Raw genomic sequence first — 21,796 nt, 5'->3', positions numbered from 1 at the left:
CAAGTTGAAGAATGTTTTACAAGCTGACCCAAATCAGTTAGCTAAAGAAAATAGGGCGTATGAAATAATTCATGACTTAGGCGATTCTATTAAACATGGACAATTAAGAAGACAAGCAAGACAATGTTCAATAAGTGTCTCAACAATGTTTGAAAGAAGTCCCGATGCAACGTTTAGATTTTTACGAAATAGAATTGCAATTATGCATAATACTTACGGTAAAATTGATTTTATGGAATGTGCAATAGAAGCTTCAAGATTTGTTGCAGAAAAACTAGATGTTCGAACAAATTGGAATCCGCAAATAATTAACCGTAACGGAGAATTTTCTAATGAAATTAATATTCATGCTAGTTCTGAAAATCAAGTATATTGGACTGGTAACGCTTTAGAATTTGTTGAATTTGATGCAGATGGAAATTATAAAAATGTAGATATGAATGGGCAAGTATTATTTAGTTTGACTATAGTTGATAATTTGAGTATAGGTCAAATAACAAAATAATAAAATAAATGAAAACCCTATAGCGTTATAAACCCGATTGTTGGATTTTCAATCCGTACAAGCAGAATAAATCCACATTAAAGATTATCCTTTGTTTCTCAATATTAAGAATAAAAACTTCCTTCAATTACAATAAATTTCAATTCGTTCCTCAATACAAAAATAGTTTTTATTGGATGTTGCTACATATCCGAAGATTAGACTTAATTTAGCCGAAAATCAGCTATACAATCGAAACAGTATAATCAATAGTGGTTTGATATAAGCTGCTATATCAACAAAATGACTCAAATAAATTAAATGGAAAACAAACAAGACAACATTAAAATTCTTAAAAATAAATACATACCAACAGCTGAGTTTTATAGTCAAATAATTGATAGTTTACAAGACTATTCCATTTTTACATTAGATAATGATTTCATAATAAATAGCTGGAGTTCAGGATCAACAAAGATATTTGGATACGAAACAGATGAAGTTATTGGAGAACCTTTTGATTTAATTTTTACAGAGGAAGATTTAAAGAATGGTGTTCCTAAAAAAGAAATCGAAACCGCTTTAAAAGAAGGCAGAGCAACCGATAATAGATGGCACATTGCCAAAGACAAAAGCCTGTTTTATGCCTATGGATTGGTTTTTCCGCTCATTGGTTTAAACGGAGAAATGCTTGGCTACGTCAAGGTTTTAAGGGATTTGACTGACAGAAAGCAATCTGAGGATGCCATAAAAAATTACGTCAAAGAACTGGAAGATCTTAATACTCACAAAGAGAGCGTTATGGCAATCCTTTCGCACGACTTAAGAAGTCCATTATCAGCAATTATTGGAACTGCAAAATATTTAAAAGATAATTTCCATAAAATGAATCCTGATAATGTGCAGGAAATGCTAGACTTGCTTTATAAATCTTCTACTGATGAATTAGAAATGTTGGACTATTTGGTAGAATGGGCAAGAATAAAATACGCATCGGACACTTTTTCTCCAACAAAATTAAAACTAATCGAATACATTGATAAGGTTTTTGATACTTTAAATGAAACGGCTACAATAAACACCATAAATCTTCATCATGAAATCGAAGAGAATACCTCTGTGTTTGCCGACAGTAAAATGTTGATTTCCATCATTCAAAATATTGTTTCAAATGCGATAAAACATACCGAAAAAGGGGGTTCAATTACAGTTTCGGCAAAAAGTAAAGAAGACAAAATTATTGTTCAGATTAAGGACACCGGAATTGGAATGTCTAAAGAAATAATGGAGAAACTTTTTACTCCGCAAATGAAAACGCTTTCCGAAACAAGAAAAAAGAATAAAGGAGCCGGAATTGGATTGTTATTGGTAAAAGGCTTTTTAGAAAAAAACGGTGGTGAAATTTGGGTCGAAAGTATTGAAGGGGAGGGTTCTACTTTTTATTTTACATTACCTATTGAGAAACCTTTATATAAAATTGGCAGTTCAGACGAAATTATGTTTGATGAAAGTGCCTAATTTTGTCGTTGAAAAGAGACATTATAATTTTAAAATAGATTTTTTTACTTTCTAAATCAAATAGTATATGCTAAAAAGACATTGCATTTATTGGTAATATTTATTTTGATTATATTGTTGGTCGTAGCAACAGTTTACTATCCAGGTGGATCACAATTAAACAAAAATTCTATAGGTTAAGATAAGAAAAACAACTATATCAGTAATCTTATCACCTTTGCTGTATCAATATTTTTAGTTTTGGGCTTGGAATATTTCACCAAAAAAGAAGTTTTTTGATTTCATTATAGTAGCAAAGCTTAATGCCCTATCATGATTTCATAATTCTTTTGCCAATATTCAAAATAATGAAAGCTACAATCGTGATAAAAGTCATAATGGCAACCATCGGCACCATAGAATCTTTAACAAAAACTCCCACTACAAGCGAAGCTAAAGCTCAAATTACCAATTGAGTAGCACCCATTAATGCAGATGCACTTCCCGTATTTTTAGCAAAAGGAGCAAAGGTTATACACAACCTAGCGAAGCCAAAATATAGACCAACAATCCAATAAACAATGGTTTTTTTACGGCCAAAATGATCCAATAACGGCCCATATAATAATTGTCCTGCCGATATTCCAATAAAATAACTGGATAACGACATAGAAACAGCAGCCACAGTAGTTTGAAGGTCATTGGCAATTCCAAAAAATTTTTGCAAAAGGAACTCTTAAATCAGGTTTTAGAACACTTTCATTGACCAATTTGTTTTGAAAAAATAAAGATGCAAATCAAATCAATAATTATATAACACTCTAGCAAGACATTGAACCTAATTTTGCATTTAATATCCCCCCAATTTACATACTTAATTTTATTATCGCTATGGACACCAAAAAACTCCGTTTATTATTGATTGCATCAATAATAACTATCATGACTTCCTGTTCATCTAATGAAAACTCAGATGCAGTTGAAGCAAAATTACCAATTGTCACTGTTTATAATTATAGTTCTGAAGAAATTAAAACTATGACTCTAATTAATGATTACAGGACAAGTATTGGGTTGAATGCTCTGGTAAAAATTAATCATGTCTCCTATAAATCTGAAGAGCATAACGATTATATGATTACCAACAATGTTGTAAATCATGATGATTTTGTAGCTCGATCTGAGAATATTATTAATGCATTGGGAGCATTACGAGTTAGTGAAAATATTGCGTATAACTATAATAGTCCACAAGGTGCATTTGATGCTTGGTTGAAGAGTCCAGAACATAGAGAAAATATTGAAGGAGATTTTTCAAATTTTGGAATTTCAATACGAGAAGACCCAATTAATCATAAAAAATATTATACCAATATATTTGTAAAAATATAAGTGTTTTAAAACAAAAATGCAACCTAAGAAATAAAACACTAATTAGATAGCTTTCCTTATTTAAGTTTAAAAAGAGTACTTTTTGCAGATTTTCATATTTAACGATGAATAATAAATATAATTCTAATTGTATTAGTAATTTTGAACTTTTTTTTGTCTAGACATATTTGAACTATAATTTATATTATGTAAAATAGAATTTATCAAAAACCATATGTATAATAATAATGTTGCCCCTTTAAATTGATGTGAATATCCACAATGTTTTAACCTAAAAAAAACATCTTAAAATTTAAGACGCTTTTTTAATGTTTTAATTTACAACCTATTTCACTTCAAAACCAATTATCCAATTATCCCAAACTAGTTCAACATCTGTTGCATTCATGATATAAGTTAATTTTTCAGTAGTAGAATCTGCGATTTGTTGTTTTACTTTTATACGTAGCTGATCATCTTTTGAATTGTATTTATAAGCGCCCCATTGTTTAGCTTCCTTATTAAAAATAATTGTACAATCTTCTTTGTTAGGTATAACAAAAAACGAATATTTTCCAGATGGCAATCTCATACCTTCTATTGTAAGATCTTTATCCGTCTCGAATGTTGTTGCATCATTTGCTCCAGCACGCCAAACTTCACCAAAACGAACTAATTCACCCCATATTTTTCTTCCTCTTACTGAAGGACTTCCATAATTAATTTCAATTTTAGCTCCATTAATCATTCCAGTTACTTTTTCGGCAGAGCTCTTTGGCTTATCTTGCGCATTTGCAAATGAAAAAGCAAAAAACGAGAATAAAACTAGGAGATATATTTTTAAAATTTTCATATTTTATTTATTTATTTAGCAATAAAAATAAATATTTAGAAACAATACCAACCTAAAATATTAAATTTTATGATAATTTTAACAATAATACAATTTATTAAAAATAGTTTTTATAGCTTTATTTAGAAGCCTATTTTTATTATTTTTACAAGTATTACTTTACTACAAAACTATGAATACAATTGCTGAACATATTGCTGATTTTCTAAAAGAATACCCACCATTTGACAACTTAACTTTTCGAGAACTATCAGAGATAGCTACCAGTATTCGCGTTTTAAATTTAGAGAAAAACGACACTTTATTTCAAATTAACGATAAATTGCACGATTGTTTTTATGTTGTGGCATCTGGCGCTATCCATTTATCTGTCATCGCTGATGCAGAAGAAACTTTATTAAACAAATGCCATGCTGGTGACATTTTAGGATTAAGACCGTTCTTTGCTAAAAACAATTACATGATGACTGCCAAAGCAAGAGAAGAAAGTATTGTTTATGGAATACCTATTGCAACATTTAGACCATTTGTAGCCAATAATCCTGATGTATTAAACTTCCTTCTGGAAAGCTTTGCCAACAATACATGGAATCCAAAAGAAAAAGAAAATCTGAGAAGTAAACTCGCTTCTGACAACATATCGTATGTTGATCAAAAATCGGAAATGCAATATTTTCAAACACTTTCATACAATAGATCTCCACTAACAGCCACTATTAATGACACTGCCAAAGACATAGCTTTTCGAATGACAGAAAATCTATCGAATAGTGTTGTTATTTGCGAAAATTTTTTACCCATTGGAATTGTAACTCATACCGATATGTGCTCCAAGATAGCAACTGGTGTATTTCCACTTACAATTACAATGAAAACTATTATGTCTTCACCCGTTGTTACAGTTGTTGAAAACGTTTCTTTGGCTGAAGCACAACTTATAATGCTAAAAAACAATGTTACCCATTTGTGTGTAACTCTTGATGGAACCGATAAATCTGCTGTTAAAGGTGTTATTTCCGAACATGATTTAATTATTGCTCAAGCAAATAATCCAGGGGTTTTAATCAAAGAGATAAAAAGAGCTACAAGCGCAAAGGATCTAAAACATCTTAGAGATCGATTAACTGAATTAATCCAAAATTCAATTCAAAAAAATATTCCTCTTTCAAATATAAACAATATTGCCAGTGAAATTAATTCAGCTATATTAAAACGTTCCGTTGAATTATCAATATTAGACTTGGGATCACCCCCTGCTCGATTTGTCTGGATGAGCATCGGTAGTCAGGGTCGAAAAGAACAATTATTACTAACTGATCAAGATAGTATGTTGATATTTGAAGATGTTACACCTGACAAATATAGAGATGTGAGGGATTATTTTTTAAAATTAGCCAAACGAACAACTGCAATTCTTGAAAAAGTGGGATATGAATTATGTCCAAATGGTCATATGGCAAGCAATATGCTTTGGTGTAAATCACTAACAGACTGGACTAAACAATATGACAACTGGATGAATACTCCAGGTGAAAACAGCAATGATTTAAGTAGTATTTTCTTTGATTTAGAACTTATTTTTGGTGAGAAAAAAATATTTGAAGTTATTGAAAATGTAATTTCTAAAAATTTAGAACATAATGTTTTGTTTTTTGATTTTTTAGGCAACGATGCTTTAAGAAAAAATGCACCTCTTACTTTCTTTAAAAAATTCGCTGTAGAAGAAGAAGAACCTAACAAAAATAAATTTGATATAAAAACCAAAGCTTTAATGCCTCTTATAGATGGTGCGAGGTTATTTGCACTACATTTTAATATAAAAGCACTAAACAATACATACTTACGATTCAAACAACTAGCTATTATTGATAATAAAAATTCAGATATCTATTTAAACTGTGCGGATGCTTTCCTAACATTATCTAAATTTAGAGTAAATGAAGGCTTGAAAAATGAAAATTCTGGCCAGTTTATCAATTTAGAAGAATTGTCTAAACTAGATAAAGAAAAATTAAAAAATGCTTTAGCTCCAATGAAAGAACTGGAAGAATTAATTAAAAGTAATTTCAAACTTACTCAATTCTCATAATTATGCTCGACTGGTTAAAAAACATAAATAAAGAATATCCTGATTTTTGGAAAACTTACTTAGCTAAGTTTGAACATAAATCAAACCGTTTTGTTGTTTTTACAACTGAAACTTCAGGATTGAACCCAGAAAAAGATGTAATCTTATCCATAGGTTCTTTCGCTATAATAAATGACTGCATACAAATTGGAGATAGTTTTGAAACTATTCTATTGCAATACAAATACTTTCATGATAATGGTTTATCTAATGAATTTATTTTAGAAAGCAAAATGAAGAAACTCAGTGAGCCTGAAGCAATACAATCATTTATAGATTATATTGAAAATGCTGTTCTAATAGGACATCATGTTGATTTTGATGTAGATATGATTAATAGTGCATTAACAAAATTGGGATGTGGTCGATTAAAAAATGAAGCATTAGATATAGATGTTATGTATCGCAAATTAATGGAAATTAATGATAAAGAATTTTCACTTGATGAATTATCAGCTATTTTTAAACTTCCAAAATACTATCGAAATTCACCTGCAGAAGATGCATACACTATTGCATTGTTATTTTTAAAATTAAAAAAAAGGTTGGGTATAAAATAATGTTTAGAAAATTATCTTAAAGTAATTATTCTTTGAAAACGTCCGTGATGACTAATTGAAACAGGTTTAATTGAATTTGAAGGTAAATCAAAAATAAAAGGAATTCCATTTTCTTTCTTTATGTTTTCAAAGTTCTCTAAAGTAATAATGTTATCTAATAATTCAAGCCTAGAAACAGCAATTGAATAAATATAAGAATCTGTTATTTGCGTTTGTGTATAAAATACAAAATCACCAATCGAAACTATTCCTGAGAATTCATCTTCAAAATGACACTTTAAGCGCAAAGGAAAATAACCGCTAATTCCTGTTTCGCGATTATAAATTTTATACGATGACTCTTTTCTAGTCCATAAATTCCAAACCATTTGTTCTGGATTGGAATCATTATGAATTAAATTTTGTTCTTCCTGAGTAAAAATTTTCTCCAAATAACCTTTTCTTCGCCAATTACTTTCTTTTCGAGCTAAAAATAAATCAACAATATCATTGCCTATCATTTTTTCGCCAACTCGATTTCAATAATTTCAATTGCAGTTTTTACATTTGCCATTTTCTCCATTGATTCATTATCAATCATAATATCAAACTTTTCTTCAATATCCAATATCACATCAACTAAATTTGCTGAATTTATTTTCAAATCATTTATAAAAGTAGTTTCTTCTGTTAACGAATCAAATGATTCTTGATCTTGTACATATGGTTTTACAATTTCCTTTAATTGTTCTAATGCAATTTCTCTATCCATATTTATTTTGTATTAAAATTATTATATTTTCATAGTGATTATTAGGTTGTGAATTTTTTAAAAACCACACATCCATTTACATCTCCAAAACCAAAACTAGCTTTCAAAACAATTGTCACCTCTTTTTCAATAAGCTCCATGGGAATTCTAGAAACATCGATTATTGAAGTAATTTCAGGATGTACATCTTCACAATTTCGATTCGGAAAAACATATCCTTTATACAACTGTAATACAGATGCTACACTTTCTATACTTCCTGCCGCAGACAAACAATGACCTACGGTGGATTTCAAAGAATTGATATACGGAAAATCTATTCCTTTACGCCCTAATGCTTCACTCCAATTTGAAATTTCCAAACTATCCTTCGTCGTAGCGGTAAGATGCCCATTAATAGCATCAACATCTTGACCTTTAATTCCAGCATTTGCCATGGCTTTCTGAATGCATTTTTGAACCGCAACTGGATTTGGTGCTGTTAATGTTCCCAATCCTCTTTGTCCTCCAGAATTTAAGGCCCCTCCTAAAACTTCTGCATATATTCTAGCTCCTCTTGCTAAAGCAGTTTCTAAATCCTCTAAAACCAATGACCCTGCTCCACTGGCTGGAACAAATCCCGAAGCACTGGCAGACATAGGCCTTGATCCTGTTTCTGGTGAATCATTATGTTTGAAAGTACAAACTCGCATTGCATCAAATCCTCCCCAAATATAGGGTCCAGAATCACTTGTACTACCTGCTAAAATTCTCTTGGCTTGTCCCGATTTTATGCGGTCATAAGCCATAATTATACTTTCAGCCCCTGTTGTACAGGCTGAAGAATTAGTTGTAACTTGATTACCCAAGCCCAATTTACCTGCTAAATAGGCACTTATACCACTATTCATCGTTTGAATAACACTTGTGCTTCCTAAATTTCGGGTTTTAAAATCATCAATCTTATATATGCTTTCTCTAAATTTTTCTATCCCAGATGTTCCTGCTCCAAAAATAGTTCCACTATCCCAATCAGGATCGTCTCGTATTTCCATTGATAAACCTGCATCTTTCCAAGCATCGATTCCAGCGATAACACCATATAAAATACCTGTCGCATTGAAATTTTTAAGCTCTAATTCAGTAAAATAGTGCAAAGCCAATTCATTTAAAACAACAGGCATTCCAGCTATTTGACAGGAAAATTTCAATCTTTCTAATTCCTCAAAATGTCTGATTCCAGAAATACCGTTTTTTACAGCATGTTCAAACGCATCCAGTCCCACTCCATTTGGAGCTACTATACCAAGACCTGTTATGACAACTCGATTTTTCATTTTATTTGTATTTTAAATCACCATTCCTGAGATTGTCCCACTGCAAACTATTTCTTTTTTCTCATTTTGCATACTCACTTTGCATTTCAATTTTCCAAATCTAAAATAGATTTTTCGAGAATGAACAGTTACTTTTTCATTCGGAAAAACAGGTTTTAAAAATTCTATTTCTGTTGATGTTAAAGCCATTAAAGTATTTTTATTAACTTTTTCATTTAATAAAAATACACCCAAGCAAACCAATCCTATTTGAGCCATCACTTCGATCAAAATAACTCCTGGTGTAACTGGATTATCTTTAAAATGCCCTTTATAAAAATCCAAATCAGCATCAAAAGTATATTCCCCTTCTACACCATTTTCATCAATTTTGATGATTTTATCCACAAACAAAAACGGTTTGGAATATGGCAATTTTGAAATTATATCAATTTTTTCCATTCAAATATTATAAAAAAACTAAAACTGCAACAAAACCCGTTGAGCTGAGAACCCAGGTCCAAAACTCAACATCAAACCCTTAGAGCCTTTTTCTAGTTTTTTATCCATAAAACGTTCTAAAACATACAATACAGTTGCACTTGACATATTTCCATAAAGCTTCAAAACTTCTTTAGTGTCATCAATATTTTTACCATATCCCGAAAAGAGATCCTCCACAATTTGAACAATTTTTTTTCCACCGGGATGAAAAATTAAATGATCTATATCTTCTATTTCCAAATTGTTCTTTTTCAGGAAAGGATGAATAATATCTTCAAAATGAGAAGCAATAGTCTCTGGCACTCCAATATCCAAAATCATTTGCAAACCTGAATTCGTCAATTTAAAACCCATCATGTGAATATTATCATAAAAATGATACATCTCTTCAGCCAAAATCTCAGGTCCTTCCTCCTCTTCAACCGAGGAAAGCAAAACACAAGCCGCACCATCACCAAAAATAGCCGCACTTACTATGTTTGCCATCGAATAGTCATCTAATTGAAAAGTAGCCGTAGGACTTTCAACCGCAATAATCGCTGCTCTTTTTCCGGGATTGGCTTGAAGAAAGTTCTTGGCATAAATAATTCCAGAAATTCCTGCCGCACAACCCATTTCGGTAACAGGCAATCGTATAATATCCTGTCGCAATTTTAAACTATTAATCAGATAAGCATCTAACGAAGGAATCATAATTCCCGTACAACTCACAGTGATGATATAATCCAAATCCTCCGGTAACCATTGCGCTTTTTTTAAAGCTTTTTCCAAAACTTTTTCACCCAAATCAATCACCTCTCGAACATAAATATCATTTTTGGCTTCAAACGATGCGCTTTCAAAAACTTCTATCGGATCCATAATCGAATATCGTTTATCAACGGCTGCACCCTCAAATATTTTCTTTACTTTTCGAATAAAACGTTCCTCCTGCCCTTCTAACCAAACATCCAAAAATGGAAGAATTTCCTCTGTAGTCCTTGAATACTTAGGCAATTGCTTGGCAACACATTTTATTTTTACACTCATTATTTTATTTTGAAGCTATTATTTTTAAATTCAATAATCAACACTAAAATTTCTCTACAATCCATTGGTAACGAAAAGCCCATTTCCATTGGATACTAAACTTTTTAAACCTTAACTCTTCAGAAAAGGCAATCAGTTCTTCTCTTTTAAACCCTCTTAATATAGATACCAAACCATCATTTCGCGACATTTTATTCAGTCTAAAAACAATACAAAACCCTTGAAATAATCGATAAGCTATGCTACTTCTTTGCAAATCATTCACCACAAAACCAATACTTGAATTTTTGTTAAACAAAGCTAGTAATTTAATAATTTCATCGTTTTTAAAATGATGTAAAGTCAAAGTACACAATATTATATCGCATTTTAATTCATTAAAAGATTTACTAAAAATATCTTCACACCTATACTTTATATTTGGATAATTTACTGACAAATCTATTGCATAATTTACAGTAAAATGATTAGCATCAACCCCAATCAGATCTAAATTCAAATTAGCACTTAAACCGAAATCAGCTAATTTTCGCAACATATCTCCATTCCCGCAACCAACATCTACAATTGTGATAGTTCCTAAATGTGGAACTTTTTTAAGCAATTTGCGAACCCCTCTCAAAGTCAATTGATTTCCTCCTAACAAATGGTTTATAGAAGCAATTTTATCCAGCGCCTCTTTTAATTCGTCTCCTTCTAAATCAAAATCATCCATGATTTCAGGGTCGTCTGTTCTGTTTTGTGTATCTACAAGCACTAATTTTAAATTATTTCAGATTAAACGCTATAGTTCTTATTTATTTTGGAAGGGCATGACTATTGCAATTGTTATTAAAATTAATCATCCAACCGTAATTAACTTGCCGTGTGTTTGTTTAATAATGACTGGTATTAAAAACGGAAATTTAATCATTATCCTCATCAATAACTTGTAAAATTTTTGTTTTTGCAGTATAAATGTTAAAACACGTCCCATTTTCAACCTTTTTTTAAAATTAACATTCCATTCTCGAATATATCTTTCTTCCAATTCTTTTCTAGATTTGATTGTACCAAAAGAGAATTTCCCTACCAATTCAGATACTATCTTAGCACTGTGAATCGCCATCGCCATTCCGTTTCCACACAGAGGATGAATGAGACCCGCACTATCACCGATCATCAAAATATGATTTTCTACCATCTCTTTTTTATCAAATGACACCTGACTAATCGACAATGGAGTTTCAAAAAGAATTTTACTTCTTGCAAAAATCAATTTCAGATGCGGATTCTTAACTACAATTTGATTTTGAAAATCCTCAATATTTTTAAATCTTTTAAAAGATTCATAACTAGCCAAATAACAAATATTTATAGTGTCATTTTCAACTTTTGAAACCCCACAATACCCCCCTTCAAAATTATGCAAACCCACCAAATCATCTGGAAATTCTCCCGAATAATGAGCTTTTACAGCTAACCAATGTGATTTTTTTTGAACAAATGACCGTTTTAATTTCTGGTCAATAGTGGATCTTTTACCAAAAGCGCCAATTACAATCGAAGAGACGAAAATCCCACTGCTTAAAGTTGAAATTGTAAAACTATCTTTTTCATAAATAACATTATCAACACTATCCTTTATGATTATACATCCATTTTCGATGGCTTTTTTACATAAAAAAGCATCCAAAGCAAATCGGCTAACGCCAAAACCCCCGAGCGGTAGACCACAATTGACTTTAGTTCCATCTGCAGTTGAAAACTCCAGTTTCGAGATATGAGTAGGATTTAAATCGGATATATTTAGCGATAGCCAATCCAAATAAGGAAGTATTTCATTTGAAACATATTCTCCGCAAACTTTATGTTTTGGATATTCATTTTTTTCGAACAAAATGACTTTTAATCCAATTTTAGTCAAATGTATGGCAGCTGTAAGTCCAGCCAAACCTCCTCCGATAATAACAATCTCTTTAGAATCATTCATAGAAAAGTCATTTTTATGACAATTAATCTTCAATCTTTGGTGAAAATACACAAATGTTATCTGAAAAACGAATTGAAGTAGTAATTTTACAAGAAAATAATAATCTAAAAAATTAAAATTTTGGAATTTGTTTTTTGATTTTTCAAGTCCTATATTTGCTTTCGAATAAAAAACCTATGGAACAATTTGTAGTATCGGCACGTAAATACCGTCCACAAACATTTAAAGATGTGGTGGGACAAAAAGCAATTACCAACACACTACTCAACGCCATAGAAAACAACCATTTAGCTTCTGCGCTTTTATTCACAGGACCTCGTGGTGTTGGAAAAACAACTTGCGCCCGTATTTTGGCTCGAAAAATCAATCAGCCTGGATACGATGATCCTACTGAAGATTTTGCTTTTAATGTATTCGAACTAGATGCTGCTTCCAACAATTCAGTAGATGATATTCGAAATTTGATCGATCAAGTTCGTATTCCTCCACAAACCGGACAATACAAAGTATATATTATTGATGAGGTTCATATGTTGTCTTCGGCAGCTTTTAATGCTTTTTTAAAAACATTGGAAGAACCGCCAAAACACGCCATATTTATATTGGCAACCACCGAAAAACACAAAATTATTCCAACGATTTTATCGCGTTGTCAAATATTTGATTTCAAAAGAATTACCGTAAAAGACGCTAAAGAACATCTTGCTGATGTCGCTACAAGTCAAGGCGTTGCTTTTGAAGATGATGCGCTTCATATTATTGCCCAAAAAGCAGATGGTGCGATGCGTGATGCTTTGTCTATTTTTGATAGAGTGGTTTCTTTTTGTGGCGATAACCTAACTCGTCAAGCGGTTACCGAAAATTTAAACGTTTTAGACTACGAAACCTACATCAACGTCACCGATTTAATTCTGGAAAATAAAATACCAGACTTATTGATGGCTTTTAATGATATTTTATCCAAAGGTTTTGATAGCCATCATTTTGTATCAGGATTAGCAACTCATTTTAGAGATTTATTGGTAAGCAAAACGCCTTCGACACTTGTATTGCTTGAGGTTGGAGAGCAAGCACAAAAAATGTACGGAATTCAAGCACAAAAATGCAGTCAAGAGTTTCTGTTAAAAGGAATCGAAATTGCCAATGATTGTGATTTAAAATACAAAGCCAGTCAAAATCAACGACTACTTGTCGAGCTTTGTTTGATGCAACTAGCCTCTATCACTTATGATGGAGAAAAAAAAAAGTTGAGCAATTTATAATTCCGCCTACTTATTTTAGAAAAGTTGCAGATTATTCCATAGCCGAAATTTCGAAGGAAAAAGTTCAAACTCCAATTGCAACCGAAGTAAATGCAAAGGAAATTTCAAATAGCGAAATCTCAAAACCCGCAGTTTCAATAGCAGAAAAACCAAAAGCTCAACATACTGAAACACCTAATATTCCCAATAACGAAACTAAATTTTCAGCTTTATCGCTTTCCAGTATCCGAGCCAAAAAGGCATTAGAAGAAAATTTAAAAGGATTTGTCAAAACAGACAATACAGCCACATTGCCTACAGAACCTTTCTCAGAAACAGAAATGCTTCTACAATGGACAAAATACGCACAAAAACTTGGCGAAAAGGGATACAAAATAATGGAATCCTTACTTTTAATCAATGATCCAAAACTTAATGGTGCCAATATTACTTTTGAACTACCTAATGAGGGCTCTAAAATAGATTTTGAAAGCGAAATGATTGGACTCTTGGGACATTTACGCGGCCATTTACACAATCACAATATCACTATAGAAGTAAATGTAAACGAAAGTATCGAAATCAAAAGAAGCTTCACCGACCAAGATCGCTACAACAGATTTCTAGAAATCAACCCAAATATTGAATTACTGAGAACTACTTTTGGTTTGGATTTAGATGCATAAAAAAAGGATAGAAATGAAATTTTTCTATTACAAAATGTTATTTTTATATCAATTAACAACAAACTATAACGTTATTTTTAAACTTTACTAACAATTAAAAAAACTAAAAATGGAGAATAAACTAGCAAATCCTGCACCCTTAGGCCTTTTGGGTTTTGGAATGACCACAATTTTATTGAATATTCATAATTTGGGTTTCTTTCCCGTCAGTGCTGTAATCATATCGATGGGTATTTTTTATGGCGGATTGGCCCAAATAATAGCCGGAATATTGTCATTCAAAAACGGAAAAACATTTGCAGGAACTGCTTTTGTCTCATATGGTTTTTTCTGGATTTCCCTAGTGGGTATTTGGCTTTTTCCAAACACCGGTTTTGAAATGGCCGGCACAACGCCAGCTCCTTTCTTCGGATGCTATTTAGCCATTTGGGGGATTTTTACCGCATTTATGTGGTGGGGAACTTGGGGCGGCAGTAAAGTACAGCAATTTGTTTTCCTTTCATTAACCATTTTATTTTTCCTTTTGGCGGTATCAAAATTCACTGGAAGCGAAACCATCACAGTCATTGCTGGAGGTCTTGGCATAATTTGCGGAAGCAGTGCTTTTTACCTCGCAATGGCCGAACTTTTGGAAGAAGTAAAAAACAAAAGAGTTTTACCTTATTAATATACAGTTCTTCAATACTATACAAAAGGCTCCAAACAATCATTCGTTCGGAGCCTTTTTCAGTTTAAATTATATAAATATTATTTAATGATTCTTAATTTGGGCGAGTCCCTTCGTAAAAACTTCGGGTCGTGCTGTTCGTTCCCGCTTTTTTTGATCCCGTAAAAAAACGGCATCAAAAAAGAGCTCCACTTCCATCACTCTCGCAAAAACTGCATATAACCTATTCTCGTTTTAACCCAGAATCCGCATTAGACTTAGTAGCGAAACTAAATTATTCAATAAAAGCAAGAGCTCACGGACTATTTTTGAAGAAGGAATACTTTTGTATTTTGAATTTAAAAATAGGAGTAAGTTCTTGGTTTTGAAGAAGAATTTAGTTGTAGTAGATTTCTAATGCGGAATCTGGGTTTAATTAAAATGTATCAATATCCAAATCCCAATTTAACGCATTGCTGTGCCACAATTGACCTTGAGAAACTTGCAAAGGGCAGTCAAAATTATTAGTATATAATGCACCTGTTCCCAATCCTTGCGGCATCGAATTGTTAAGCAAAAAAGTCCATTGCGCGATAGCATTCAAGCCAATATTACTTTCCAATGCAGAGGTTATCCACCATCCAATATTAAGCTTTTCAGCCAAGGTAATCCACTCTTGAGTACCGCGGAATCCACCCACAAAACTAGGTTTCAAAATGATGTATTGAGGCTTTATTTTGAGTAATAATTCTTCTTTTTCAGCAACTGTAAACACGCCTATTAGTTCTTCGTCCAAAGCAATAGGAAAAGGAGTGGTTCTACATAGCTCTGCCATACTGTCAGTGTTGTTTTTTCGAATAGGTTGCTCTATACTATGTAGTTTAAATTCAGTTAGTTGATTTAATCTATATAAAGCTTCATTCGAATCAAAAGCACCGTTAGCATCGACTCTTATTTCTACTTGCTCTGGACTGAAATGTTGCCGAATATAACGCAATAATTGCAATTCTTTATCGAAATCTATGGCACCAATTTTGAGTTTAATGCATCGAAATCCATCAGCTAATTTCTCCTCGATTTGTTGCTTCATAAAAGTGGCTGAACCCATCCAAACCAATCCATTTATAGCAATCGATTTTGTACCGTTTGTGAAGTCTGATGGAAAGAGTAAAAAAGGATTTTTACTAGCCAAAGACTGGAATGCCATTTCGACTCCAAACTGTATGGATGGAAACTCTAACAAGGCCTCCCAAAGTTGATCTTTACCAAGATGAATATTAGCACACGTCCATTGCAATTTATCTTCATAATCGGGACGGTCGTCAATACTCAACCCTCTCAAAAGACCACACTCTCCTATTCCCTTTTTACCGTCTTGCTCCAAAACAATAAACCAAGTTTCTTTTTCGGTCATCACTCCACGAGAAGTTCCGGATGGGCGTTTGAAATTTAATATGTATTTGTGGTAGGTTGCTTTCAAAGTGAATAGTGAATAGTGAATGGTGAATGGTTAATAGTGAATGGTTAATAGTGATTGGTGAATGGTGAATGGTAAAACAAATGTAATGTTAAGTGAGTTTCTTAAATTTTAAATAAGAAATTCCAATTAATAAAATTCCAAAAAGGATTATAAAAAAAAACAAGTATGTTGGCCATTCATTAAAAATAAACATTTTAAAGTTTAAAATTATTCCAACTGAAAAAACAAAAAATCCTATATATAGTATGAATAAATTTATTTTTTTTTATGATTTATTATTTAATCTTTCCATACTATTTACAATGCAAAACCAAATAAACTAATTACTCCAGTAATTTCAATACTCTTTCAAAATCTTCACTCTGAATTCCCGCTTTTTGAAAAGCCTTGAAATCCTGTTCCGTTTTTTGAACCCAACTCAAACTATCAGTAACGTTTTGATTTTGGTATTTCTTGTATATTTTTTTGGCTTCTTTGTAATTGTCATTTAACAAATAGGCATGCGCCAAATTCAATTGCAACAACAACTCTGTACTATCGAGTTTTTCACCGTCTTGAAGATACTTTAATGCTTTTCCGTATTGTTTGGTCAACAGATAACAGCTTCCAATTGCACTATAATCTAATACCGTAGCTTTACCATCGTTTACAATTACCCCTAATTTTTCAATTGCATCCCCATATTTGGCTTTTTTTATCAAAAGCGAAGCTTGATTACGCAAATCAGAATAAACTGCATTAGAAGTACTTGTTTCGCCAAAACAACTGCTTCCTGAATCTTTAAAAGCTTTGGATCGCTCTACTGTCAATAGCTTTTGAAACTCCTGATATTTGTACTTCGTTTGAATTTTATCCAAAACACAAACGCAAAAATCATCAGAATTAACCATTTTTTGAGCCAAGCTGGATGTTTTGCATTGGTCAATAATATTTTTTCGGTTATCCAGACTCCATCCTCGACTTAGTTTTTTATCTACCCAAGGCACAACTTCCAAAATGATTTTTTGGTTCATGATCCAGTTTTTGCTTTCAAAACCAAACCACAACGCATTTCCATTAAGACACTTTGATTTTTCGATTGAAAGACGTTTGGCGTCTTTACTGACTGGTTCGTCCTGAACCAAACAGGATTCCATTGTTTTTCCTGAATCTTTGTATTCTAAAGCCAATTTATCGGATGAAAAAACAGCGTATGTACATTTATCGTCTCCAGATATTTTGGACAAGACAAAAACAGCTCCTGCAGATCCTTGACTGATACCAGTAGGATCGGGAATTGATTTCAGAACCGAAACCAAACTGCCGGCCAATTGCTGATTTTCATCCAAAAGAGTGATTCTATAAACAATTTCGGTAGTTCCAAGGGGTAAATCTTCGGTTTTTATGACGATTCGGTCTCTGGCGGAAACCTTGATTTCTTTGGTTGTCGATCTGTCTTTGTCCCAGTAACCGTCTTGTTGAGCAAATGCAAATGTTGTAAATAGAAGTGTAATGAAAGAAAGAAGCTGCTTGGTCATTATTAAAAAGTTAATCTGGTTTTAGAAAAATGATCTTGAAATCCGGTATGCCCTAGCCCTGATAGTAGTGAAAATCCTTGTGAGCCGGGGTTCGGCTCACAAGATTGAAACGAATAGCAGGAAATAGCTCCTAATTATTATAATTCGATAAAACTTCCGATTTCGAGCAACATCAAGTCTTTTCCTTTATCGAAGAATTTTTTGATGGCTTGCTCGTGATTGATTTCGATATAACCAAAAGTATCGTAGTGAATACCAAGAATTTTATCGCAGGCCACAAAATCGGAGGCAATAATGGCATCCTCAATATCCATTGTGAAGTTATCTCCTATTGGCAAAATCGCCAAATCGAGTTGGGTTCGCATCGGAATCAATTTCATATCCATAGTAAGCGCGGTGTCGCCAGCAATGTAAATGTTTTTGTGTTCGCCCTCGATTACAAAACCACCTGGATTCCCGCCATACGTTCCATCCGGAAAAGAACTGGAGTGAATCGCGCTTACATATTTTAGTTTTCCAAAATCAAAATTCCAGCTTCCACCGTGATTCATTGGGTGTGTTTGAAATCCTTTTTTACCGTAATAACCAGCAATTTCAGCATTCGAAACAATCACCGCATTGGTTCTTGACGCAATGTATTCGACATCGAGAATATGATCACCGTGAGCGTGTGTTAAAAGTATAAAATCAGCTTTCAGATCGTTAATATTGATATGTGACGCCTTTGGATTGGCCGAAATATAAGGGTCTACAAGAATGTGTTTGCCACTAACTTCGATTCCCAAAGAGGCGTGACCGTAGAATGTTATTTTCATTTTAGTATACGTTTAAAAATGTTAGAAAATACTACTTTGATTATTTTTTGAAATTACTTATCGTCCTCCCAAGAAAACATTAACAAAAATATCCGAAATCAAAGAAATCATGCATACCGATAATAATATCGAAAGTAAAAAGGTGCTCAACGCTACTTTCTTTAATTCGGGATCTAATAATTTTGGATCTTGATTTTTGGATACTGTAATTAAATGTTTTGTTAACGGAATGTATGCCAATAAAAACAGGTATTGATCAAAACGAAAATCGCTTAATATCGCAAATGCAACTACCGAAATCATAGCGGAAACAATTAGGAAATAATGATATTTTTTGGCTTTTTCGGCACCCATTTTTACCACAACAGTATTCTTACCTGCTTTGGCATCAGATGCTTGGTCACGCATATTATTCAGATTTAAAACAGCGACACTCAATAATCCAATTGCCGTAGCTGGCAAAATAAGTATTGAATCCAATTGTTTAGAATACAGAAAATTAACCCCCAAAGTACTTACCAATCCGAAGAATACGAATACAAAAATATCACCATATCCTTTGTACCCATAAGCTGAATTACCAACAGTATACCGAATTGCAGAAATTATAGCCATAATTCCAAGAGCTAAATAGAACAAAGAATACACCAGATTTGTTTCTCCAAAAGCAACATAAATCAAAAACACTGCCGAAAACAAAGTTAATATTGATGTAATTACCAAGGCACGTTTCATTGCTTGGGGTGTTATCACTCCACTTTGTATGGCGCGTTTTGGCCCTACTCTATCCTCATTATCGGTTCCTTTGACACCGTCGCCGTAATCATTGGCAAAATTAGAAAGTACTTGTAACCCTAAAGTTGTTAATAGCGCAAAAGCAAATATTTCCCAATTGAAAACATCAGTTGGTGTCAACACATTATCAGTAGGGTTTGCCAACGCATACATACTTCCTACGATTATTCCAGAAACTGATAATGGTAATGTTCTTAATCTTGCGGCTTCAATCCAGTGTTTCATTATGTTATTTAGTTTGTTTAGTAGTTTAATTTGTTTGATAGTTTAAACAAATACTCATTTTTTTATAAATCTGTATTCTAAAACCTACAATCTTTCCCCCTTCGGGGGTTAGGGGGCTACATCCAATTGCTATCGGAAGTTTCCATTTCGTACAACCAAAGATTGACATATTGTTTTATAGCTGTAAAATTACCCAATTGAAAACTAATATTCCCTCCTGCGGTATACAAAGTTAAGGAACCAATATTGATATTTTTATGCCAAAAGAGTTGAGAAGTTGTAATCGCCTGAATTTTACTGGGTATAATAATTTTATTTGTTACATCCCAAGCACCGCTTTGCAGAATTATAAAATCATCATTAATATAAAGACGATTGTTTTTGAATATAAAAAACTGAATTATTCCAATAAAAACAACAAATAACAACACAAAATAATCAATAGTAGGCAATTCTTCCATTAGCAAATCTCTAACAAAATAAAAGCCCAACATTGGTAATCCGATTGTTAGGAAAACGGAAAAACCAAGTTTTCTAAAATTAGGTTTGAGCATTACTCCTTTTTCGGGAATCTTTTGAAACAATAATTTTAAAATCGCATCTTTTTCCAGTTTGTCACAACCGGGAATTTCGATAGCGAGTTTGTGATCTTCTTTTTCTCCACCAGTTGCTTGTTTGATTTTAAGATGCAGTACATTCAACTTCTTTTGAAAAAAATTCTGAGTTATACTTGTAATTTGAACCTTTTCAGGTTTTAAGATCGTACTTTTAGTATTCAACAAGCCATAAGAAAGCAATAACGATCCTTTTTGCCGCGCAATTTTATAATCAAAATAGGTAAAAATTGTTTTAACCAAATTAATAACAATAACAGCCAAAAAGAAAATGATAAAAAATATCAAAAATGCAGTAGCAACTTGGCTTTTATCCACATAATCTTCGATATTTTCATCGTGCAAAACATCTCTTCCAGTTATTTGCTTGATATGATCGAAAAGTGTAAAAAAGAAAGCCAGTAATACAAAAAAGCTTTTTATATAGTTTGAAGTAATTCCAATTTTCAATAAACTTAAAAAACCGATTTTTATAAACGGAGCTTCAGAATGAATAGCTTTATCAGTTAAAATTTTATCTGAAATACTAATTGAATCGTCGTTATTTGGAACCTTTTTATTTTCATTCTCTAATAAACGAGCTTTCAAATCTAAAGCCAATTCATGTGAAATAGCTCTGATATCTCCTTCTTTTTTATTGGAGCCAGCCGTATCTACAGCCAATTCATAAACACCTACCAATCGCTGTATTAATGACTGATTAATATTTACTTGTTGAATTTTATAAAGTTGTATCGTTGTTTTAGTTTTATTGAAAATGCCTTCCGTTATAATAAACTCCTCATTTTCTTGATCGATATAAAAGGTAAAATTCAAATATTTTAAATAAGAAACAATTCCGATTACAGCAAAAACAGCTATAGTCCCTACCAACAAATACCCTTTATTGATTTGATCAAATTTAAAAATCCAAATCACCAAAATAGGCCATAAAGCTTTGGCATATCCTTGAAGCGAATAAACAAACATTACAAAAATCCCAACAATAGATTGTCTTTGGGGTTCATTGAAATCGGCTCCCATTACAATTGTTTTTGAATTTTACCCATCAAAAGTTGTTTGATATTTTCAGCTTGTTCTTTGGCAATTCCAGGGATTTCTATATCACTGGAACTTCCTCCAGCAGTGAAAATTTGGATTTTTGCCAACCCAAAAAAACGAGAAATTAATCCTTCATGTAAAGCCACGTGCTGTACTCTATTATAAGGAATTACAAGTGTATTGGTAGCAATTATGCCATTTCTATACAAAACGTCATGAGTTCTAAATGCAAAACCTTTTTTCTTAAAACTTATTCTCGAAAAGAAAAGAACCAAAAGTACTAAAACTCCAA

General features: G+C 32.4%; 23 protein-coding genes (1 of these 23 only partly in view). 8 read left to right on the top strand and 15 right to left on the bottom strand.

Translation table 11 applies throughout. The features are described 5' to 3' along the window. Window positions 1-4: 4 nt before the first annotated feature. Window positions 5-505, top strand: a complete 501-nt coding sequence (locus OYT91_RS04225; RefSeq protein WP_269222893.1) for a hypothetical protein — start codon at window positions 5-7, stop codon at window positions 503-505. A 300-nt stretch (window positions 506-805) separates the two neighbouring features. Then, window positions 806-2,002 (top strand): PAS domain-containing sensor histidine kinase, encoded by a 1,197-nt coding sequence (locus tag OYT91_RS04220; protein ID WP_281239638.1) that lies wholly within the window; start codon window positions 806-808, stop codon window positions 2,000-2,002. Window positions 2,003-2,441: 439 nt separating this feature from the next. Here OYT91_RS04220 and OYT91_RS04215 read toward each other — a convergent pair whose 3' ends face one another. After that, the gene (locus OYT91_RS04215; protein ID WP_281239637.1) at window positions 2,442-2,708 is read right to left on the bottom strand and encodes an MFS transporter; all 267 of its coding nucleotides are present in this window, start codon (window positions 2,706-2,708) and stop codon (window positions 2,442-2,444) included. A gap of 164 nt (window positions 2,709-2,872) precedes the next feature. On the opposite strand from OYT91_RS04215, the gene OYT91_RS04210 reads away from it, so the two are divergent. Then, window positions 2,873-3,373, top strand: coding sequence for a CAP domain-containing protein (locus OYT91_RS04210; protein WP_281239636.1), 501 nt, complete (start codon window positions 2,873-2,875; stop codon window positions 3,371-3,373). A gap of 325 nt (window positions 3,374-3,698) precedes the next feature. Here the strand turns inward: OYT91_RS04210 and OYT91_RS04205 are convergent, their stop codons facing one another. Beyond that, window positions 3,699-4,205 carry a DUF2911 domain-containing protein gene (locus OYT91_RS04205; RefSeq protein WP_281239635.1) on the bottom strand — a complete coding sequence of 169 codons (507 nt, stop codon included), beginning with the start codon at window positions 4,203-4,205 and terminating at the stop codon, window positions 3,699-3,701. A gap of 172 nt (window positions 4,206-4,377) precedes the next feature. Here OYT91_RS04205 and OYT91_RS04200 point away from each other — a divergent pair, with 172 nt between their 5' ends. Together OYT91_RS04200 and OYT91_RS04195 are read left to right on the top strand one after the other, a co-directional pair. After that, window positions 4,378-6,294 (top strand): DUF294 nucleotidyltransferase-like domain-containing protein, encoded by a 1,917-nt coding sequence (locus tag OYT91_RS04200; protein ID WP_281239634.1) that lies wholly within the window; start codon window positions 4,378-4,380, stop codon window positions 6,292-6,294. 2 nt (window positions 6,295-6,296) lie between these two features. Next, entirely contained in the window at window positions 6,297-6,893 is a 597-nt protein-coding gene (locus OYT91_RS04195) for a 3'-5' exonuclease (RefSeq protein WP_281239633.1), read from the top strand. 11 nt (window positions 6,894-6,904) lie between these two features. On the opposite strand, the gene OYT91_RS04190 is transcribed toward OYT91_RS04195, so the two are convergent. From OYT91_RS04190 to OYT91_RS04160, 7 genes are all read right to left on the bottom strand, one after another. Then, on the bottom strand, window positions 6,905-7,393 hold the full coding sequence (locus OYT91_RS04190; protein WP_281239632.1) for a 4'-phosphopantetheinyl transferase family protein: 489 nt from the start codon (window positions 7,391-7,393) through the stop codon (window positions 6,905-6,907). After that, window positions 7,390-7,644, bottom strand: coding sequence for an acyl carrier protein (locus OYT91_RS04185; RefSeq protein WP_269222899.1), 255 nt, complete (start codon window positions 7,642-7,644; stop codon window positions 7,390-7,392). Before OYT91_RS04185 ends, OYT91_RS04190 begins: the two co-directional genes overlap by 4 nt. Before the next feature lie 41 nt (window positions 7,645-7,685). Next, window positions 7,686-8,960: a beta-ketoacyl-[acyl-carrier-protein] synthase family protein gene (locus OYT91_RS04180; protein WP_281239631.1), complete on the bottom strand. Its 1,275-nt coding sequence runs from the start codon at window positions 8,958-8,960 to the stop codon at window positions 7,686-7,688. Window positions 8,961-8,972: 12 nt separating this feature from the next. Continuing rightward, window positions 8,973-9,401 carry a 3-hydroxyacyl-ACP dehydratase FabZ family protein gene (locus OYT91_RS04175; RefSeq protein WP_281239630.1) on the bottom strand — a complete coding sequence of 143 codons (429 nt, stop codon included), beginning with the start codon at window positions 9,399-9,401 and terminating at the stop codon, window positions 8,973-8,975. An 18-nt stretch (window positions 9,402-9,419) separates the two neighbouring features. Further along, window positions 9,420-10,472: a type III polyketide synthase gene (locus tag OYT91_RS04170; protein ID WP_281239629.1), complete on the bottom strand. Its 1,053-nt coding sequence runs from the start codon at window positions 10,470-10,472 to the stop codon at window positions 9,420-9,422. Window positions 10,473-10,515: 43 nt separating this feature from the next. Beyond that, on the bottom strand, window positions 10,516-11,229 hold the full coding sequence (locus tag OYT91_RS04165) for a methyltransferase domain-containing protein (protein ID WP_281239628.1): 714 nt from the start codon (window positions 11,227-11,229) through the stop codon (window positions 10,516-10,518). Window positions 11,230-11,313: 84 nt separating this feature from the next. Then, the gene (locus OYT91_RS04160) at window positions 11,314-12,444 is read right to left on the bottom strand and encodes an NAD(P)/FAD-dependent oxidoreductase (RefSeq protein WP_281239627.1); all 1,131 of its coding nucleotides are present in this window, start codon (window positions 12,442-12,444) and stop codon (window positions 11,314-11,316) included. Between the two features lie 176 nt (window positions 12,445-12,620). Between OYT91_RS04160 and dnaX the strand changes: the two genes are divergently transcribed. The 3 genes from dnaX (at window position 12,621) to OYT91_RS04145 (ending at window position 15,038) form a co-directional block, all read left to right on the top strand. After that, on the top strand, window positions 12,621-13,706 hold the full coding sequence (dnaX, locus tag OYT91_RS04155) for a DNA polymerase III subunit gamma/tau (RefSeq protein WP_281239626.1): 1,086 nt from the start codon (window positions 12,621-12,623) through the stop codon (window positions 13,704-13,706). A 377-nt stretch (window positions 13,707-14,083) separates the two neighbouring features. Beyond that, window positions 14,084-14,371 carry a DUF8439 domain-containing protein gene (locus OYT91_RS04150; protein WP_281239625.1) on the top strand — a complete coding sequence of 96 codons (288 nt, stop codon included), beginning with the start codon at window positions 14,084-14,086 and terminating at the stop codon, window positions 14,369-14,371. A 109-nt stretch (window positions 14,372-14,480) separates the two neighbouring features. Then, entirely contained in the window at window positions 14,481-15,038 is a 558-nt protein-coding gene (locus tag OYT91_RS04145; protein WP_281239624.1) for an acetate uptake transporter, read from the top strand. 415 nt (window positions 15,039-15,453) lie between these two features. Here the strand turns inward: OYT91_RS04145 and OYT91_RS04140 are convergent, their stop codons facing one another. The 6 genes from OYT91_RS04140 to OYT91_RS04115 all read right to left on the bottom strand — a co-directional run. Further along, window positions 15,454-16,497, bottom strand: a complete 1,044-nt coding sequence (locus tag OYT91_RS04140) for an o-succinylbenzoate synthase (RefSeq protein WP_281239623.1) — start codon at window positions 16,495-16,497, stop codon at window positions 15,454-15,456. 323 nt (window positions 16,498-16,820) lie between these two features. Continuing rightward, window positions 16,821-18,014 (bottom strand): tetratricopeptide repeat protein, encoded by a 1,194-nt coding sequence (locus OYT91_RS04135; protein WP_281239622.1) that lies wholly within the window; start codon window positions 18,012-18,014, stop codon window positions 16,821-16,823. 137 nt (window positions 18,015-18,151) lie between these two features. After that, window positions 18,152-18,829 (bottom strand): metal-dependent hydrolase, encoded by a 678-nt coding sequence (locus OYT91_RS04130; protein ID WP_269222907.1) that lies wholly within the window; start codon window positions 18,827-18,829, stop codon window positions 18,152-18,154. Window positions 18,830-18,886: 57 nt separating this feature from the next. Then, window positions 18,887-19,849: a 1,4-dihydroxy-2-naphthoate octaprenyltransferase gene (gene menA / locus OYT91_RS04125; protein ID WP_281239621.1), complete on the bottom strand. Its 963-nt coding sequence runs from the start codon at window positions 19,847-19,849 to the stop codon at window positions 18,887-18,889. A gap of 116 nt (window positions 19,850-19,965) precedes the next feature. Further along, the gene (locus tag OYT91_RS04120; protein ID WP_281239620.1) at window positions 19,966-21,486 is read right to left on the bottom strand and encodes a PH domain-containing protein; all 1,521 of its coding nucleotides are present in this window, start codon (window positions 21,484-21,486) and stop codon (window positions 19,966-19,968) included. Then, window positions 21,486-21,796, bottom strand: partial view of a PH domain-containing protein gene (locus OYT91_RS04115; protein ID WP_281239619.1) — the 3' portion only. The gene runs 205 nt beyond the window's last position; the window shows 311 of its 516 coding nt (coding positions 206-516); its start codon lies off the right edge, out of view — the gene reads right to left on this strand; the stop codon is at window positions 21,486-21,488. Before OYT91_RS04115 ends, OYT91_RS04120 begins: the two co-directional genes overlap by 1 nt.

Source organism: Flavobacterium praedii (assembly GCF_026810365.1).
Lineage (GTDB): Bacteria > Bacteroidota > Bacteroidia > Flavobacteriales > Flavobacteriaceae > Flavobacterium > Flavobacterium praedii.
This window is presented reverse-complemented; position numbering and strand designations above follow the sequence as displayed.

Excerpts from the sequence above, each read along its gene's own strand:
- OYT91_RS04210 (WP_281239636.1), top strand. The coding sequence starts at position 2,873 with ATGGACACCAAAAAACTCCGTTTATTATTGATTGCATCAATAATAACT.
- OYT91_RS04130 (WP_269222907.1), bottom strand. The coding sequence starts at position 18,829 with ATGAAAATAACATTCTACGGTCACGCCTCTTTGGGAATCGAAGTTAGT.
- OYT91_RS04195 (WP_281239633.1), top strand. The coding sequence starts at position 6,297 with ATGCTCGACTGGTTAAAAAACATAAATAAAGAATATCCTGATTTTTGG.
- OYT91_RS04175 (WP_281239630.1), bottom strand. The coding sequence starts at position 9,401 with ATGGAAAAAATTGATATAATTTCAAAATTGCCATATTCCAAACCGTTT.
- OYT91_RS04150 (WP_281239625.1), top strand. The coding sequence starts at position 14,084 with ATGGAATCCTTACTTTTAATCAATGATCCAAAACTTAATGGTGCCAAT.
- OYT91_RS04145 (WP_281239624.1), top strand. The coding sequence starts at position 14,481 with ATGGAGAATAAACTAGCAAATCCTGCACCCTTAGGCCTTTTGGGTTTT.
- OYT91_RS04180 (WP_281239631.1), bottom strand. The coding sequence starts at position 8,960 with ATGAAAAATCGAGTTGTCATAACAGGTCTTGGTATAGTAGCTCCAAAT.
- menA (WP_281239621.1), bottom strand. The coding sequence starts at position 19,849 with ATGAAACACTGGATTGAAGCCGCAAGATTAAGAACATTACCATTATCA.
- OYT91_RS04170 (WP_281239629.1), bottom strand. The coding sequence starts at position 10,472 with ATGAGTGTAAAAATAAAATGTGTTGCCAAGCAATTGCCTAAGTATTCA.
- OYT91_RS04120 (WP_281239620.1), bottom strand. The coding sequence starts at position 21,486 with ATGGGAGCCGATTTCAATGAACCCCAAAGACAATCTATTGTTGGGATT.
- OYT91_RS04200 (WP_281239634.1), top strand. The coding sequence starts at position 4,378 with ATGAATACAATTGCTGAACATATTGCTGATTTTCTAAAAGAATACCCA.
- OYT91_RS04135 (WP_281239622.1), bottom strand. The coding sequence starts at position 18,014 with ATGACCAAGCAGCTTCTTTCTTTCATTACACTTCTATTTACAACATTT.
- OYT91_RS04160 (WP_281239627.1), bottom strand. The coding sequence starts at position 12,444 with ATGAATGATTCTAAAGAGATTGTTATTATCGGAGGAGGTTTGGCTGGA.
- OYT91_RS04190 (WP_281239632.1), bottom strand. The coding sequence starts at position 7,393 with ATGATAGGCAATGATATTGTTGATTTATTTTTAGCTCGAAAAGAAAGT.
- dnaX (WP_281239626.1), top strand. The coding sequence starts at position 12,621 with ATGGAACAATTTGTAGTATCGGCACGTAAATACCGTCCACAAACATTT.
- OYT91_RS04205 (WP_281239635.1), bottom strand. The coding sequence starts at position 4,205 with ATGAAAATTTTAAAAATATATCTCCTAGTTTTATTCTCGTTTTTTGCT.
- OYT91_RS04220 (WP_281239638.1), top strand. The coding sequence starts at position 806 with ATGGAAAACAAACAAGACAACATTAAAATTCTTAAAAATAAATACATA.
- OYT91_RS04185 (WP_269222899.1), bottom strand. The coding sequence starts at position 7,644 with ATGGATAGAGAAATTGCATTAGAACAATTAAAGGAAATTGTAAAACCA.